Source organism: Neobacillus muris (assembly GCF_943193175.1).
In the GTDB taxonomy this organism is placed as follows: Bacteria; Bacillota; Bacilli; order Bacillales; family Cytobacillaceae; genus Neobacillus; species Neobacillus muris.
The window spans coordinates 1-16,054 of record NZ_CALPDF010000057.1; the positions used below are offsets into that span (position 1 = coordinate 1).

16 protein-coding genes are annotated in these 16,054 nt (G+C 40.6%); 10 read left to right on the forward strand and 6 right to left on the reverse strand.

Annotation, left to right across the window (positions count from 1 at the left end; translation table 11 throughout):
- Positions 1-451: 451 nt before the first annotated feature.
- The 6 genes from NFS43_RS24485 to NFS43_RS22480 all read left to right on the forward strand — a co-directional run bounded on the left by NFS43_RS24485 (position 452) and on the right by NFS43_RS22480 (position 6,021).
- Positions 452-580 (forward strand): hypothetical protein, encoded by a 129-nt coding sequence (locus NFS43_RS24485; protein ID WP_277613999.1) that lies wholly within the window; start codon positions 452-454, stop codon positions 578-580.
- Between the two features lie 328 nt (positions 581-908).
- Positions 909-1,913, forward strand: a complete 1,005-nt coding sequence (locus NFS43_RS22460) for an ABC transporter substrate-binding protein (protein WP_251555149.1) — start codon at positions 909-911, stop codon at positions 1,911-1,913.
- A 101-nt stretch (positions 1,914-2,014) separates the two neighbouring features.
- Positions 2,015-3,037 carry an ABC transporter permease gene (locus NFS43_RS22465; RefSeq protein ID WP_251555150.1) on the forward strand — a complete coding sequence of 341 codons (1,023 nt, stop codon included), beginning with the start codon at positions 2,015-2,017 and terminating at the stop codon, positions 3,035-3,037.
- Entirely contained in the window at positions 3,012-3,806 is a 795-nt protein-coding gene (locus NFS43_RS22470) for an ABC transporter ATP-binding protein (protein ID WP_251555151.1), read from the forward strand. The genes NFS43_RS22465 and NFS43_RS22470 overlap by 26 nt, the downstream gene beginning before the upstream one ends.
- A gap of 118 nt (positions 3,807-3,924) precedes the next feature.
- Positions 3,925-4,539: an NUDIX hydrolase gene (locus NFS43_RS22475; RefSeq protein ID WP_251555152.1), complete on the forward strand. Its 615-nt coding sequence runs from the start codon at positions 3,925-3,927 to the stop codon at positions 4,537-4,539.
- Between the two features lie 120 nt (positions 4,540-4,659).
- Positions 4,660-6,021 carry an aspartate kinase gene (locus tag NFS43_RS22480; protein WP_251555153.1) on the forward strand — a complete coding sequence of 454 codons (1,362 nt, stop codon included), beginning with the start codon at positions 4,660-4,662 and terminating at the stop codon, positions 6,019-6,021.
- 88 nt (positions 6,022-6,109) lie between these two features.
- Here the strand turns inward: NFS43_RS22480 and NFS43_RS22485 are convergent, their stop codons facing one another.
- Positions 6,110-6,697, reverse strand: coding sequence for a DUF2238 domain-containing protein (locus NFS43_RS22485; protein WP_251555154.1), 588 nt, complete (start codon positions 6,695-6,697; stop codon positions 6,110-6,112).
- Between the two features lie 14 nt (positions 6,698-6,711).
- On the reverse strand, positions 6,712-7,278 hold the full coding sequence (locus tag NFS43_RS22490; RefSeq protein ID WP_251555155.1) for a DUF2238 domain-containing protein: 567 nt from the start codon (positions 7,276-7,278) through the stop codon (positions 6,712-6,714).
- A 192-nt stretch (positions 7,279-7,470) separates the two neighbouring features.
- On the opposite strand from NFS43_RS22490, the gene NFS43_RS22495 reads away from it, so the two are divergent.
- On the forward strand, positions 7,471-8,088 hold the full coding sequence (locus tag NFS43_RS22495; protein WP_251555156.1) for a GntR family transcriptional regulator: 618 nt from the start codon (positions 7,471-7,473) through the stop codon (positions 8,086-8,088).
- Between the two features lie 40 nt (positions 8,089-8,128).
- Here NFS43_RS22495 and NFS43_RS22500 read toward each other — a convergent pair whose 3' ends face one another.
- Positions 8,129-9,685, reverse strand: coding sequence for an ABC transporter permease/substrate-binding protein (locus NFS43_RS22500; RefSeq protein WP_251555157.1), 1,557 nt, complete (start codon positions 9,683-9,685; stop codon positions 8,129-8,131).
- Complete coding sequence (locus NFS43_RS22505; RefSeq protein WP_251555158.1) at positions 9,685-10,809, reverse strand: ABC transporter ATP-binding protein; 1,125 nt, start codon at positions 10,807-10,809, stop codon at positions 9,685-9,687. The genes NFS43_RS22500 and NFS43_RS22505 overlap by 1 nt, the downstream gene beginning before the upstream one ends.
- Positions 10,810-10,998: 189 nt before the next feature.
- Between NFS43_RS22505 and NFS43_RS22510 the strand changes: the two genes are divergently transcribed.
- The 3 genes from NFS43_RS22510 (at position 10,999) to NFS43_RS22520 (ending at position 14,473) form a co-directional block, all read left to right on the forward strand.
- Positions 10,999-11,676, forward strand: a complete 678-nt coding sequence (locus tag NFS43_RS22510; protein WP_251555159.1) for a M50 family metallopeptidase — start codon at positions 10,999-11,001, stop codon at positions 11,674-11,676.
- Between the two features lie 175 nt (positions 11,677-11,851).
- The gene (locus NFS43_RS22515; protein WP_251555160.1) at positions 11,852-13,111 is read left to right on the forward strand and encodes a DHH family phosphoesterase; all 1,260 of its coding nucleotides are present in this window, start codon (positions 11,852-11,854) and stop codon (positions 13,109-13,111) included.
- Between the two features lie 354 nt (positions 13,112-13,465).
- Positions 13,466-14,473, forward strand: a complete 1,008-nt coding sequence (locus NFS43_RS22520) for an acyltransferase family protein (RefSeq protein ID WP_251555161.1) — start codon at positions 13,466-13,468, stop codon at positions 14,471-14,473.
- 55 nt (positions 14,474-14,528) lie between these two features.
- Here NFS43_RS22520 and NFS43_RS22525 read toward each other — a convergent pair whose 3' ends face one another.
- Complete coding sequence (locus tag NFS43_RS22525; protein ID WP_251555162.1) at positions 14,529-15,050, reverse strand: MerR family transcriptional regulator; 522 nt, start codon at positions 15,048-15,050, stop codon at positions 14,529-14,531.
- Between the two features lie 63 nt (positions 15,051-15,113).
- Positions 15,114-16,022 (reverse strand): MerR family transcriptional regulator, encoded by a 909-nt coding sequence (locus NFS43_RS22530; RefSeq protein ID WP_251555163.1) that lies wholly within the window; start codon positions 16,020-16,022, stop codon positions 15,114-15,116.
- Positions 16,023-16,054 lie beyond the last annotated feature (32 nt).

A 16,054-nucleotide genomic window follows, 5' to 3' on the forward strand; every position in this document is an offset into this window, starting at 1 on the left:
CCTGTTGATTGGAGTGGAGGGCACTCGACTCCTGCGGGAAGTAGAGGTCACTGGAGACCCCGCAGGCGCCAAAGCGCTGAGGAGGCTCCAGGAGCTCCCCGCGGAAAGCGAGTGCCCGGAACGGAAATCAACAGGCCCATTTGCATGGACATTCAATAAATTTGGTATTTAGATTCTGTGATAATAAAAAATTGCCGAGAAAAATACCCTTTCTCGACAATCTGAGAAGATTAAATTCTTCTCTTTTTTTTTGATTCTGGGAACCCTTATTACAAGGATCATGAGGGTTTGATTTTATCTTGGAATAATTTCAAGTTCCAGAAGCAGGTGACCAAGCTAGGCTAGTCGATTTTTACTGAAGATTTTTTACAGTCTACCCCCATAGTACCCCATTCAACGACGAATAATTTAGTACAAAACAGCCAAAAAATACTCGGGAGGTTGGATAAATATGGGGAAAGTGATCATTGATATCGACAAATTACTTGAGGCTACTTCAAATCTGCCATCTGAGAATAACAATTATAAATTGAAACAGGTCGAAATTGATAAATTACTGGAATGGACAAAGGATTGGTAAAATACTGAAGGTAATTCCTCCAAATTTGAATAAAAACATTTGTGATGGGGCTGTCCATTAAGGGGTCTGATTTCACGCCTGGACTAATATATAGAATGGTTTTTTCAAAATACCTTCTATAAATGGCGGGGTGGTGTCGGGCTCTTTTCTTTTTGGACAGCCTCTTTTTTGCGAGAAGAAAATCCGTTATGATGTTATGCTGCTTTAAAGCGAAAAATTAATTTTGGGATATCTATTGCTTTTGCACCAGAAAAATACTAGAATAATTTTTAAAATAATAAATATTTTAAAAAATCAAACTAGGGAGTAAATAAGGAGGATTTGTTTTATGAAAAGAGGGGGAACGGCACTCTCGTTGGCATTAGCAGGATTGCTGCTTTTGTCTGGGTGCGGCCAGAGCGAGACATCCAGCGGCCAAAAGGAGGGGGGAGCAGAACAGGCGGAATTTACGGTAGGAATTTCCCAATACGCTCCGCATCCATCACTTGATGCTGCAACTGAAGGATTTAAGAAAGCATTGGAAGATAAAGGGCTTAAGGTGAAATACGACGAACAAAACGCCCAGGCAGACATGAACAATACCGCAACGATTGCAAACAATTTTGTTGGTGATAAAGTGGACTTGATTTTTGCAAACGCTACCCCTAGTGCTACAGCTGCCTTAAATGCAACGAAAGATATTCCGATTGTTTTTACATCGGTAACCGATCCAGTCGGAGCGGAACTGGTCGAATCGTTTGATAAGCCAGGCAAAAATATAACCGGAACAACGGATAACCATCCGGAGGCAACGAAAAAGACCATTAGCTTTATTACAGATGAAGTGAGAGCCAAAAGCATTGGTGTTATCTACAATTCTGGGGAGCAGAATTCAGAGGTACAAGTAAAAGAAGTCAAGAAAATAGCTGAAGAAAAAGGCGCTAAAATCGTAGAAGTATCCGTATCGACCACAGCGGAGGTTAAGCAGGCTGCTGAATCATTAGTGGGACGGGTGGATGCCATCTATGTTCCGACAGACAATACCGTTGTTACCGCACTTGATACCGTTATTGACGTTGCGAATTCGAAAAAAATACCGCTATTCGTCGGTGAACTGGATTCTATGAAAAAAGGTGCGGTTGCAGCCAGCGGCTTTAGCTACTATGATCTTGGTTACCAGTCTGGAGTAATGGCTGCAGATATTTTAAGCGGCAATAAGAAACCTTCAGAAATCCCAGTTGAACTGCCGAACAGCTTAAAACTGGTCATCAATACAAAAGCTGCGGAAGCACAGGGACTGAAAGTGAAGGACGAATGGAAAAATCTTGGCGAATTTTATGATGGAAATGAATAAGTAAATATAACAAGGAGAAGGCCGCTTAGGGATGACACCTTGATTCTTTTAAGTCAAATAGGACTTGTTTTGAAAGAGGTCCTAAAGAGAGGATGATCTCAATGTTTACAGCCATATTTGGATCGTTTGAAGCAGGAATCATCTATGCGATTATGGCGCTTGGCGTCTATCTTTCCTTTCGTATTCTGGATTTCCCAGACCTTACGGTGGATGGAAGCTTTGTAACAGGAGCTGCTGTTACAGCCGTGATGATCGCTAACGGTGCGAATCCATTCTTGGCAACGATCTTGGCGTTGTTTGCCGGTTTCGCAGCAGGTTGTATGACGGGACTGCTTCATACATTTGGAAAAATCAATAATTTGCTTTCCGGAATCCTGATGATGATTGCGCTTTATTCGATCAATCTGCGAATCATGGGACGATCCAATATCCCTTTATTAAATACGGATACAGCCTTTACAAAAATCAGAAGTGTTTTTGAGGAAACAGGCATTGATTCATTCTTTAACGGGTTCCTGTCAATGGTAGGCCTTTCAGACAGCCTTCCAGAAACTTGGGGAATCTTAATCGTAATGATTATTGTTACTTTGATGATTAAATTTATTACAGACTGGTTCCTGCAAACGGAGATTGGTTTAGCCATCAGAGCTACAGGTGATAACAAACGGATGATTCGAAGTCTGTCAGCTAACACCAATATCCTTGTGGTACTCGGACTAGGTTTATCTAATGCACTTGTGGCCTTTTCGGGTGCCCTTATTGCCCAACAAGGCGGCTTTGCTGATGTCGGAATGGGGATTGGCATGATCGTCATCGGGCTGGCTTCAGTCATTATCGGTGAAGCTCTGTTTGGAACCAAAACGATTGCACGGACAACTCTTGCTGTAATTGGAGGATCAATAATCTACCGGATCGTGGTCACCCTGGCACTGCGAGTTGAATTTTTAGATCCAGGGGATATGAAGTTGATTACGGCGATAATTGTCATAATTGCCTTAACAACACCTAAGATAATCGAAGGTTCAAAAGAGAGAAGGCGCAAAACTCAAAAAAGAATGAACATGATTCAGGCAACTGCCCAAACCAAGGGGGAAAACCATGCTGCACTTAAATCAAATTCATAAGATCTTTAATGAGGGAACCCCTGATGAAAAAATCGCAATTGATCAGGTGAATCTTACGCTGAAGCCCGGTGATTTTGTCACTGTTATAGGCAGTAATGGAGCAGGGAAATCGACCTTGATGAATATCATTTCCGGTGTGTTAGTACCGGATGTCGGGGAAGTTCAAATTGCCGGTAAAGATGTAACGAGTATGTCGGAATTCAAACGATCAAAAATGATTGGCCGTGTTTTTCAGGATCCGATGGCAGGAACGGCTCCGAGCATGACGATAGAAGAAAACCTGGCCATGGCCTATGCTCGAAATAAAACGCGAACACTTCGCCGAGGCGTGACTAAGAAACGGAAAGAGTACTTCCGTGAGGTGCTTGAAACCCTTCATCTGGGACTTGAGAATCGCCTCAATGCAAAAGTTGGCCTTTTGTCAGGAGGGGAACGGCAAGCGTTATCATTATTGATGGCGACCTTTACAGAACCATCTATTTTGCTTCTGGATGAGCATACAGCCGCACTTGACCCTTCAAGAGCGGAACTGATTACAAATTTGACAAAGGAAATTGTGGCGAAATACCAGCTGACCACCCTAATGGTCACTCACAATATGCAGCAGGCGATCGATTTAGGCAACCGGTTGATTATGATGGATAAAGGACAAATTATCTTGGAAGTGAATGAAGAGCAAAAGAAGCAGTTGTCCATTGAAGGACTGCTGGCAGAATTTAAACGTATTCGAGGAACTCAAATGGCTAGTGACCGGGCAATCCTCGCTTAGTGAAAGCAGCTATCCATGACAATCCAACTGCACGCTGGTTGGATTGTTTTATTTTTGGTGACTATTATCCATAAAGTGTTATCCTATATTTAAGGATCATGTTAAGCGGGGTGAAGAAATGGATCTGGATATGATTATATACAAGTTAAAAAATCATCTCCCTTCTATATTAGGAAGCAGCAAATATTCCAAATACGCGGTATTAATTCCGCTTATTCAAAAGGAAGATGGAATTCATGTATTATTTGAGAAACGTTCTCTTAATCTAAGAAGGCAGCCTGGTGAGATTTGCTTCCCTGGAGGAAGAATGGATTCCTTGGATCCTGATGAGAAAACAGCGGCTGTCCGTGAAACAACCGAAGAATTAAGGATACAAAAAGCCGATATCTCTGAGGTATTCCCATTAGACTTTATGGTGACACCTTTCGGGATGATCGTGTATCCATTTGCTGGGATGATCCTAAATTCGGACAAAATCCAGCCAAACCCTTCTGAGGTAGAAGAAATCTTTACGGTTCCATTAGCTTTTTTTTTCCATCGTGAGCCTGAAATTCATCATGTTCGATTTAAAGTGGAACCTGAGAAGAACTTTCCTTTTGACTTAATTATCGGCGGTGAAAATTACAATTGGAGAACGAGGGAGATGGAGGAATATTTTTACCGTTATGAAGATAAAGTGATATGGGGTCTAACGGCCAGAATTTTGGCTCACTTTATTGAGGTGATTCATTAGAAATCATCGACGTCCTCCCTAAAAAGACAATTGTTTGTGACGAAAAGAAAAAACACTTGAATAATTTTTAATATGTACTAAAATAAGGGTTATATTTTGAATGGATAGGGAGTTGTAGGGATGAAGGTCGTAAAGTTTGGTGGATCGTCCTTAGCGTCTGGCGGACAGATAAACAAAGTTTTTGAAATTGTCACTTCTGACCCAGAGCGGAAAATTGTAGTCGTTTCTGCTCCTGGTAAAAGATATCCGGAGGACACAAAAGTAACGGATTTATTAATAGAATGCGGTCAAGCTAGTTTGATGCATCATGATTATCAAGAACTCGCCGGCAAAGTATTAGAGCGGTATTCGGGCATTGCAGAGGAATTAGGGCTGGGCTGTGATATCATCAAGGAAATTTGTGAAGATTTAATGGAGCGGCTCGAAGGTGACAAGAGCAAGCCAGACCGGTTTATGGACAGAATCAAAGCAAGCGGGGAAGATAATAATGCCAAGCTGGTAGCGGCCTATTTTCAAAAGCAAGGTGTGGAGGCCCATTATGTTGACCCTGGGTCAGCTGGCCTGATTGTCAGTGCTGAACCAGGGAATGCCCAAGCGCTTCCTGAAGCCTATGAACAATTACAGGCGCTTCGATCCTATCCAGGAATCAGTATCTTTCCAGGATTTTTTGGATATAGCAAAGATGGGGACGTATACACCTTTTCCCGAAGTGGATCTGATATAACCGGATCAATATTAGCGAATGCAGTGAAGGCGGACTTGTACGAGAATTTCACTGATGTAGATGCCGTTTACTCGGTTAATCCGTTTATTGTGGAGAAACCAAAAGAAATCAAAGAGCTGACATATCGGGAAATGCGGGAGCTGTCATATGCAGGTTTCAGTGTCCTCCATGATGAGGCGCTTGTTCCGGCATTTAGGGCAGGGATACCCGTACATGTAAAAAATACGAATAACCCAAGTGCGCCCGGAACGAGAATTGTCGCTGAGCGGGACAATACCAATGGTCCAGTTATCGGGATAGCCAGTGATGAGGGTTTCTGCAGCATTTATGTGAGCAAATATTTAATGAATCGGGAAATTGGCTTTGGCCGAAGGCTGCTAGCGATTTTAGAAGACTTTGGGCTCAGCTATGAACATACTCCATCCGGAATTGATGACATTTCGGTGATTTTGCGGGAAAGCCAGTTAGAAGATGCCACTGAAGAACAGATCAAGGAGCGAATCATGACGGAACTGCATGCAGATGAAGTAAAATTTGAGCATAGCCTGGCGCTCATTATGGTGGTAGGAGAAGGCATGCGGCGAAATGTGGGAACCATGTCAAGAGCTTCAAAAGCCTTGGCTAATGCCCAAGTAAATATTGAAATGATTAACCAAGGGTCGTCGGAAGTCAGCATGATGTTCGGTGTCAAGGAAGTAGATGAAAAACGGGCAGTCCATGCATTATATGATGAATTTTTTGCACCAGTGACTGTATAGAATATGGTAAAAATGGCTGATCCGCAAGAGATGCTGCCTCACAAGGAAGGATTGTTATCAATCTTGTGGTTCAGCCCTATACAGCGGGTCAGCTGTTTCCGTGTTTTCTATGGAGTTTGAATTTTGTTCTGATCCCAGCCCCTAAAGAAACCAATAGGCCGCCTCCAGTATCGGAAATTAAGTCAATCATCGTATCTTTATTGCCACCGCCTTGCAGGGTCATGCCAAAGAATTGGTCACTGCTAAACTCATATGCCTCCCATAGCACTCCCCCAAGTACGGATATTCCCAGTGCAAATAAAAAAACAAACCATGCTGATATTTCATCTCCTGCATTCCGGTGTGCGAACCTTTCGTATAAGGCTATACCGGTGAAGGCAAGAATCATTCCACTGATGGCATGGAGAAACGTATCCCACCAGCCCAACCCATACCAGCCGAGGATCGACCCTAAATATTGGGAGCCAACCAAGAAAATTAAATAAAACATGACAATCGGTAAATTAAACTGGAGCCTTGTAAAAGCTGCTAATCCTAACGGAATGGCACCGCAAACAATTCCCCCGATGGCAACGGATGCTTTAAAGGACTCCTGATGGCTATAATAGTAAAAAGCTAAACACGCCATAAAAAGGACGTATAATCCGCTTAGAACTATAACAAGTTTATTTCTCATGTCTGTTACCTTCCCTATACTTTTGGTTTTCGAATCAAAGAATAGATGGCTATCATAAGACTTCCGCCTAATCCGCACAGGAGGTCATACATCGTATCCTTATTTCCTCCTCTTTGCATCGTATGGGTAAAAGTCATATCCCCTAAAAACTCGTAGATTTCCCAAAGGACACTTGAAAGGACCCCAAGTGACAGGACAAAAAGAAAAATAATCCATTTAGATACATCGTTCCTGACATGGGCTGGAATAAAAAGCTTATACAGCGTAATGCCAATTGCGCCTACATAAAGCGCCTTAAAAAAATGCAGAGTTGAATCCCACCACTTGTAATGGAGATAAAAGGATGAGATAGAGCCTAAGAATAGCGAGCAGATTAGAAATAAATAATAACTGATAATAGCAGGAACATTAAACGGATTATCTGGTCCCTTTAATAAAAGTAACGGCAAAGCACTGGCAAATATGCCGCCCAGTGCGACCTGCCATCTTGAGGAATCATGTTTTACCAGATAAAACACAAATAAACCAGCCATAAAAAGGATAAAAACAACACTAAAAAAAATGATGATCTTTCGTTTCATTTTTTTACCCCCCATTAACCACGCCATTCACCGTTCTTGCTCCCTTATGTATCACTGATTTGTACTATTATGTCCTTAAATATGAAAAACTAACGGTTAAGAAGTTTGAACTCGCAAACATAACGATAAACAGGTATAGTGGAATAAAAGATGAAATTTAGATAATATGATTAAATTGTTTTGGGGGTTTTTATGCAAAGGGCACAAATACCTACATATGAGCGGATCGCTATTGATATCGCAAATCGCATTAACGACGGGGAATTTAGAGTAGGGGATAAAATTCATGGCCGATCAACATTGGCGAGTGAGTACAAGGTTTCGCCTGAGACAATTAGGCGGGCTATAAAGATACTGGAAGATGTAGAAATTGTCCAGTCATCTAAAGGCAGCGGCATTATCATCGCCTCAAAGGAAAATGCCTTTAAATATATTTCTCGTTTCTCCAATTTGGCAAGCATCAAGGACTTGGAAAAACAAGTTCATGCCATCATGGGTGAAAGAAATAATTTGGATGAACAGTTATTGGATGCGCTAAGGAAAATCATGGACTATTCAGGGAAACTTCGCCATACGAATCCTTTGGCGCCTATTGAGGTGGAAATTCATCCCGGTTGTGTCCATATCGGCAAGACTGTTTCAGAAGTGAAATTTTGGCAGAATACCGGCGGAACGGTGATTGGCATTAAAAGAAATGGAGAATTAATTATATCACCCGGTCCCTATGTATTAATTCTTGAAGGGGATGTATTTCTCGTTATTGGTGATGAAAAAGCATATGACAGAGTGGTCCATTTCCTTCAGGAATAATGAAAAAGCTGGCATTTCGCATGCCAGCTTCTTTGAATACTTATTGAATTAATCCTTCTTGCTTCAGGAATTCGTTTGCCACTTTAGCTGGTGATTGCTTGAGACTGTCAACCTTATAGTTCAGTTCCCGCATCTTTTCATCGGACAGCTTGCCGGCAAGGCTGTTGAGAACTTTTTTGAGTTCTGGATGTTCCTTCATTGTTTCCTCTTTAATAATCGGCACTGCATAATAAGGAGGGAAGAAGTTTTTATCATCCTCTAAGACTTTTAATTTAAACGCCTCAATTAAACCATCTGTAGAAAAAGCGTCAATAACATCGCTTTTATGATTGTTCAGGGCCGTATAACGCAATCCTCCGTCAACCGCTTTTACGTCTTTAAACTCCATCTGATAGTTCTTGGTAAGACCAATTAATCCATCCTCACGGTTTGGAAATTCGATGGTTGGACCAATAATTAAGTCTCTGCTTACTTTCGCCAGGTCAGAAATCGTATTTAACCCAAATTGATTGGCGGTGTCTTGGCGGATGGCAAGTGCGTAGGTATTATTGAACCCAAGCGGTTTTAACAATTCAATTCCATATTTTTGGTTGAATTCCTTTTGGACTTGGTTATAAACCTGTTCAGGGTCATTCTGGGGAGGGTGATTTAAAATATTCACTAAACCTGTCCCAGTGTATTCAACATATACATCAATGTCCCCGCTTTTTAAGGCGCCAAAGGTAACTTGTGAACCACCGAGATTTAATTTTCTTTCTACGTTTATATCAGTTTTATTTTCTATTAAATCGGCAAGCATATTTCCAAGAATAAGCTGTTCGGTAAAGTTTTTCGATCCGATTACAATCGAATCATCCATTTTGGCCTTCGTATAAATAGTAAACCCCCCAGCAAAGATCAGAATGATACTGGCTAGAGAAATGACAACTTTTTTAGCTGTTTTCCCCATTTTCTTAGATGATTTTTGTTTTTGTTCGTATGACAGGGAGGCTTCCAATTTTCCAACAACAAAGTCAATCAGCAAAGCCAGAATGCAGGCTGGGATTGCGCCAGCTAAGATCATGGCGTTGTCTACGGTTTGAACTCCGGAGAATACAAGATAGCCTAGTCCGCCTGCCCCAACAAAGGCAGCGATTGTCATTAAACCAACAGCTGTAACAGCTGAAATTCTGATACCCGCCATAATCATCGGAAATGCAAGCGGCAGTTGAACCTTTCTCATTGTCTGACTTTTGGTTAAGCCGATGCCTTTGGCGGCTTCCAGAATATCCCGGTCGATATTAGTTAAACCGGTGTACGTATTTTTCACGATTGGAAGCAGGGAATATAGGACGACCATAACGATGGCTGGTGAGCTGCCAATCCCAATAAACGGAATTAAAAATCCGAGCAATGCTAAGCTTGGTATGGCCTGAATCACATTAGCGGTACCTATAATCGGCTTTGACAGTTTAGGTTCTCTGGAAATTAATATGCCAAGAGGAACTCCAATGATAACGGCAATAAACACAGAAAGGACACTTAGATAGACGTGCTGGCCTAATAAATCCAGAATTTGATTATAATTTGAAGTAACATAATTCCATATGGCACCCATTAAAATGCCACCTCCATTTCAATTAACTGGCTGCTTAAAGCAGATAAAATGCTGCTTCGTGTTATGAGACCTGCCAATTGATTCATGCTATTGACCACTGGAACGTAGCCAATTTTGTGCTCATTCATGATCGCTAACACCGACAGCAAATTGGTCTCATTGGATACTGACAGGACATTCCGCTCCATGACTTCTTCGATGGAAGCATTCCGGTTGAATAATTGGATGCTTTTTAATGTAACCATGCCAATTAACCGATTGGTTTTGTCTGTAACCATTAAGCTGTCAACCTTGTTATCCTTCATAATTTCAATTGCCTGCAAGATATTGCGGTTTGCGTGGATTTTGACAGGATTGGAAATCATGATATCTTCGGCTAGCAATAATTCAGGATTGTTCCACACTCTTCTTTTTCCAATAAAATCGGAAACGAAATCATTGGCGGGGTTTTTAAGGATATTTTCAGGTGTGTCATATTGAACAATGTCACCATCTTTTAATATGCAAATCTTATCTGCTATTTTAATAGCTTCGTCCATATCATGGGTAACAAATACGATGGTTTTGTTCAATTCTCTTTGCATTTGGTAGAGTTCATCTTGAAGGGAAGTGCGGGTAACAGGGTCTAATGCACTAAAGGGTTCATCCATTAAAATAATGTCGGAATTAGTGGAAAAGGCTCGTGCCACTCCGACTCTTTGCTGCTGGCCGCCGCTTAATTCCTTTGGATACCGGTCCAAAAATTCCTTAGGGTCCAAACCGACTATCTCCAGTAATTCAAAGGTTTTTTTCTCAATTTCTGCGGGACCCTCTCCCTTTAGCTTCGGTATTAACTCAAGATTCTCTTTTATGGTCATATGTGGAAATAAGCCTGTATTTTGAATGACATAACCAATATTTCTTCGAAGCTCAATTGGGTTCATTGTTGAAATATCTGTTCCGTTTACGAGGATTTGCCCTGAGGTTGGCTGGATCAGCTGGTTGATCATTTTAAGCAACGTGGTTTTCCCACAACCGCTCGGCCCTATGAATACAACGAGCTGTCCGGAGTCAATATCCAATGAAAACCGCTGGATGACTGTTTTGGTTTTGTATTTTTTAACGATGTTTTTAAATTGTATCAAATCGTTTCCTCCTTTGTTTGGCAATAAACAACTTTATGATAACATATAAGTTGTTGGTTTGTCGACCTCCCAGGCATGAAATGGATCTTTTAAGACTTGAACAGCCTTAAAGTTTAAAATTGTTCCTCTTCATAAAGGGAGTGATAAAATAAAGACAAAAAGAAAATTGATCGGAGATGGGGGAGCAAAATGGGCTTTGTTAGGGAAAAATTAAGCGCGAAGTTTTTCGTTTTCCTTACGGTTGCTTTTATCCTGATTCATGCGCCATTAATAGGGAATTATATTCGAGTCATCAATACTCTTTTTCATGAATCTGGCCATGCTTTGGTGGCACTATTGAGTGGAGATGTTGAAAAAATCTCGTTGTTTATGAACTCAGAAGGAGCGACCTACAGCCGCCAATCAACCTGGATTGGCCGCTTTATTACTAGTCTTGCGGGGTATATCTTTTCATCGTTTATGGCTTTTTTATCGTTTTTGTTGATCAGGAAGAAAAAACAAAACCTTTTAATTGATATCTTGCTGGCGTTTATTGCGTTAAATCTGATTTTTTGGGTACGCAATCCTTATGGGGTATTCTGGCTTTTGTCCTTTGCCGCCTGTTTTTTATATTTACTGATCAAAGGAACCCCAGGGTTTCGGGATCACTTATTATTGATGATTGCCTCTATTTTATTAGTTGATTCACTGAAAAGTGCCTACGAGATCCTTTATCTTAGTATCGCTTCCCCCCAGACTGCAGGCGATGCTGCCAATTTGGCACGTCTAACCATCCTATTGCCAGCTCCCGTTTGGGGTGGATTCTTTTTTGCTCAGGCGCTGTGGTTTAGTTGGTTTGGATTAAAGAGAGGATATTACCGGGCTTAAGCCTAACGTACTTGGAAACAAATTAAGTGAGTACATGCTGGCGGGTGCTCGTCATCCGTACCTTTACTTGATTTCACTAAAGTAATATAATTTATGAATCCCGTAAAATGGGTATAAGATTCGTTAATCGGCAATACACTAAATTTCATGGAAAAATATTGAATGGTGGTAAACTATGGTAAAACTATTTACAGATATCGATTTAGATGGGCTTGGCTGTGGGGTTATTGCCAAGCTTGCTTTCGGAGACCAGGCTAGAGTGTATTATTGTTCTTATCGCAATTTAAATCAGAGAGTAGAGGCGTTTATAGGGAATCCGGACAATGACAAGGAGGAGCTTTTTATAACGGATTTAGCCGTTAATGAGCAGGTAGAAAAGAAATTGGTAAACCGGTTCCGGGAAGGAAAACATGTACAGGTCATTGACCATCATGTAACGGCGATGCACTTTAATAAATATCCTTGGGGAAGTGTTGTGGCAGAATACGAGTCGGGGAAAAAAACATGTGCCACTTCGCTATTTTACGATTATTTAATCAAACATAACAAAATGGAAAGAAATAAGGCACTTGAAGATTTTATTGATTTAGTCCGCCAATATGATACATGGGAATGGGATGCGAATCAAAACATAGCAGCCAAACGATTAAATGACTTATTTTACATATTAAATAGGGAACATTTTGAGGAAGAAATGATTAAACGGCTGTCCGGGGATCATGATACATTTTCTTTTACGGACACTGAAACGATGATCCTTGATATTGAAGAGAATAAAATTAATCGCTATATCCAATCCAAGAGCAGGCAGCTGGTTCAAACTTTTGTCGGCGGCTATTGTGTCGGGATTGTCCATGCTGAGCAGCATCTTTCGGAATTAGGGAATGCTTTAAATAATTTAAATCCGCACCTGGACATGATTGCTCTGCTAAATATGGGAACGAAAAAAATGGGGTTTCGAACCATTCATGATGAAGTGAATGTTGCCCAATTTGCCAAGGAATATGGCGGCGGGGGCCATCCTAAGGCTTCTGGGGCCGAGTTGACGAAGGAAGCGTTTCGTATTTTTGTTGTCAATGTTTTTGACGTGCTGCCGCTGAAACCGGACGCTGACCGGAATGAATTTAACGTTAAAGATTCCAATGTTGGATCATGTTATATTAATCATGCGGATGAAGTTTCATTCATCATTCCAAGTGGCGATGGCTGTTATGAAATATTTCATAATGGGGCAAAAATGGAGACAGCCTTCTCCTCCTTTGTTGAAGCAGAACTTTTTATAAAAAGAAACTACGCCTCTTGGCTTAGATATGATAATGATTTTTTGCCAAAGGCAGCGGAACTGCTAGGGATTTCCATTGCCGAATTAAAAGAAAATTACACCGAAATTCTAAGTTCCCGATTGGTGGATCTGTTGGTTCCAGCAAAAGCATAGGCGAAAGCTCTATGCTTTTGCTGGCTTTTTATTTCCATTGAAATTTGCCAGGCAGTTTCATAAAATGGAATTCGTATGCGCCAGCTTATAATCAAAAGGTCAAAGGCAGAAAGAATAGGAAATTAATCGTAGGAATATTTTATTATTATTGTGAAAATGTAAATGAGTTGATACTAAAAGTAACTCTATCAACATCTTCCTGTAATATTGATATTGTAAACTATAGAAAAGGTATTATAATCAGGCTAGTTATCTTTCTAATAATTACTTTCGAATGAGTTAACAAACACAAAACATAATAAGATTACAATATTACTATACCTTTTGATGGAATAAAAAGTCAGGGGGGATAGAATGGCTGCTGCTTCTAAAAGAAGTGAATACTTTGATAATGCTAAATTTATTTTAATATTCCTTGTCGTATTTGGACATGTCATTAGCCCGTTAAAGGAATACAATAAAGTGTTATACACTTTGTATACGTTCATTTATTTATTTCATATGCCGGCGTTTATCATGATTTCTGGCTATTTTGCCAAGAATTTCAAAAAGAAAGGATATCTAGTCAAGACATTCAAGAAAATTCTAGTTCCTTACTTTATTTTTCAGGTTATTTATTCCGTTTTTTATTACGCCATTGGCAAGGAATCGACCATTCATTTTGATATTCTGGAGCCGCATTGGTCCTTGTGGTTTTTGTTGAGCATGTTCTTTTGGAACGTATTTCTTTATTTATTCTCAAAGATGGGGTGGGCCGGCTTTTTTGTTTCGGCAGGAATAGGGATTGCCGTTGGCTATATTGATGACATTGGGAGCTTTATGAGCCTTTCAAGAACGTTCGTATTCTTTCCTTATTTCTTTATCGGCTATTTGCTAAAAGGAAACCAATTACAACGGTTAGTCAGGAACAGGTATTCACTTCCGATTGGTATCGTGATTATTTTAGCAACTGTCATTTGTTTTGCCATCGGCATTCCTGAAACTGCCGTACCTTGGCTATTAGGTGATACATCCTATGCCGGAATGGGCGGGGAGCAGCTGTTCGATGGCGTGCTGCGGGCCAGCCAGTATGCAGCTACGCTTATTGTAACGTATGGCTTCTTAACCTTAATCCCATCATCAAAGCTAAAGCTGACTAAGATTGGCGAGAGAACGCTTTATGTCTATTTATTCCATGGCTTTATCATTAAACCGGTTCAGACGATCCTGCCGAAAGAAAGTTTAAATGTCGTTTCAGAGAATTACTGGATTCCGATCATCTTCTCCTTTGTAGTCTGTACGATTTTGGGGAGTTATTTAGTTAAAAAGTATACAAAACCATTAGTGGAACCTAAACTGCCGCTTGGAAGCGGGGGCAGCTGAATATAGCAAATAAAAAATAGCTGGACATTTAAATGTCCAGCTGATTTTTTCTAAGCTATAATCCAAATAAAGAACTGACAAAATTTTTCTTCTTCCGGTTCACCTTTCCGTTGTTTAACACGAGGGGTTTTTCTTTTTGTGAACCATCCTTTATTTCAGCTAGTTCCAGCTGAAGCTGTTTGATTTGCTGGCTTAATTCAGACACATGGCTTTGCAATTCCTCTAATTCACGACGGTGCTGCAGGAGCTGATAGGATACAACTGAATCAGCCTTCCCGTGTAAATCTGCTTCCAGTGCTTTTACTTTTGCAGTCAGCTCTCCAAATGCTTCATCTGTTTCGGCTGTTTTAATCGTACCTCTTCTGGTAGTTTTCTTTTCTTTTGGGGGATTCATTTCATGCAGCAATACCCCATTTTGCAGCTGGTCACGGATTTTTTTTAATAGATCAAGATCTTCTTCGTTAAAATAATAATGCCCCCGTTCATTTCGTTCCATAGGCAAATCCAGCTGCTTAATCCAGCGTTGAATCGTACTCGGAGAAACACCTAATAGTTTTGCCGCTTCACCTGTATTCATGAGCAACCCTCCACTTTTTTAAATGGCCCAAAACACGAGTGACGAGAAAAATTAAAAATTAAATTATGCCCAGAATTTCCACCATTTCTTTTCTCTAGACGCTGCAACCTCACGAAAGTTGGTAAGCATTTGTTGAAAGGCTGCTTCCCTCTGCTTGATATCCCTGCGATATTGCTCCCGGTCTTCCATAAAGTAGTCTCGATCCTGTGCTATTGTTTCAGTTAATTGGTAAATTTCATGATTGGTATGGTCGAGATACTTTGAAATTTCCTCTGTAGTGTCTTCAATCTGTTTAGATAGGTTGGAGATTTCTTCATAGGTCTCAATCGAAACATTTTGGATGCTCTTTGATAGGTATTGGATTTTATCGGCTGTTACTTCGGAGGCTTTATTGATGTTACTGGAAAGCTCCTGAATTTCCGCTTTTGTATTGGCGGTTGATTTGTATACAGAATCCGATATCTTTTTGACGGTAAGCAGTGTCCCTTTGGATATTTCCTTTTTTACCTCATCAATGATTTCTTTTCGGACTGTAGCTCGGATCTCCTCCTTTACCTCGTTTAAGAAACTTTTGGAATAGGTATCCATAGCTTCGAAAAACATGCTGGTGTTGGGAGAAGAGAGATTCAATGCTGCGGGCTCTTGTTCAGGAATCACTTCCAGATCGATTTCAGCTGGAGGGAGGTGATTCTCGAACGGCATCTCCTCTTCCTCTGCACCTTTTGTATTTTCGGCCGCCAGGCTGCCATTAAGGGTTTGCCTGATTTGCTCCTTTGATAATTTTTGGGCATATAGTTCTTTAATTTCTTTTAGTTGATCCATTTCTGTGACAGTATAAATCCTTGCACCTTGTTTGGAACGTGGAATTTCAAGGACGCCTGGTAAATCCTTTTCCCATTGGCGGATTGTCCCAGGAGTCACATTTATTTTTTTGGCTGCCTCTTTAAGTGTATAGGATTTCAAAAAAATCATTCCTTTCTATTTATCTCGGAATATCTCTCATT

Bases quoted from the DNA above. Each gene is read 5' to 3' on its own strand.
- NFS43_RS24485 (WP_277613999.1), top strand. From the start codon at position 452: ATGGGGAAAGTGATCATTGATATCGACAAATTACTTGAGGCTACTTCA.
- NFS43_RS22460 (WP_251555149.1), top strand. From the start codon at position 909: ATGAAAAGAGGGGGAACGGCACTCTCGTTGGCATTAGCAGGATTGCTG.
- NFS43_RS22465 (WP_251555150.1), top strand. From the start codon at position 2,015: ATGTTTACAGCCATATTTGGATCGTTTGAAGCAGGAATCATCTATGCG.
- NFS43_RS22470 (WP_251555151.1), top strand. From the start codon at position 3,012: ATGCTGCACTTAAATCAAATTCATAAGATCTTTAATGAGGGAACCCCT.
- NFS43_RS22475 (WP_251555152.1), top strand. From the start codon at position 3,925: ATGGATCTGGATATGATTATATACAAGTTAAAAAATCATCTCCCTTCT.
- NFS43_RS22480 (WP_251555153.1), top strand. From the start codon at position 4,660: ATGAAGGTCGTAAAGTTTGGTGGATCGTCCTTAGCGTCTGGCGGACAG.
- NFS43_RS22485 (WP_251555154.1), bottom strand. From the start codon at position 6,697: ATGAGAAATAAACTTGTTATAGTTCTAAGCGGATTATACGTCCTTTTT.
- NFS43_RS22490 (WP_251555155.1), bottom strand. From the start codon at position 7,278: ATGAAACGAAAGATCATCATTTTTTTTAGTGTTGTTTTTATCCTTTTT.
- NFS43_RS22495 (WP_251555156.1), top strand. From the start codon at position 7,471: ATGCAAAGGGCACAAATACCTACATATGAGCGGATCGCTATTGATATC.
- NFS43_RS22500 (WP_251555157.1), bottom strand. From the start codon at position 9,685: ATGGGTGCCATATGGAATTATGTTACTTCAAATTATAATCAAATTCTG.
- NFS43_RS22510 (WP_251555159.1), top strand. From the start codon at position 10,999: ATGGGCTTTGTTAGGGAAAAATTAAGCGCGAAGTTTTTCGTTTTCCTT.
- NFS43_RS22515 (WP_251555160.1), top strand. From the start codon at position 11,852: ATGGTAAAACTATTTACAGATATCGATTTAGATGGGCTTGGCTGTGGG.
- NFS43_RS22520 (WP_251555161.1), top strand. From the start codon at position 13,466: ATGGCTGCTGCTTCTAAAAGAAGTGAATACTTTGATAATGCTAAATTT.
- NFS43_RS22525 (WP_251555162.1), bottom strand. From the start codon at position 15,050: ATGAATACAGGTGAAGCGGCAAAACTATTAGGTGTTTCTCCGAGTACG.
- NFS43_RS22530 (WP_251555163.1), bottom strand. From the start codon at position 16,022: ATGATTTTTTTGAAATCCTATACACTTAAAGAGGCAGCCAAAAAAATA.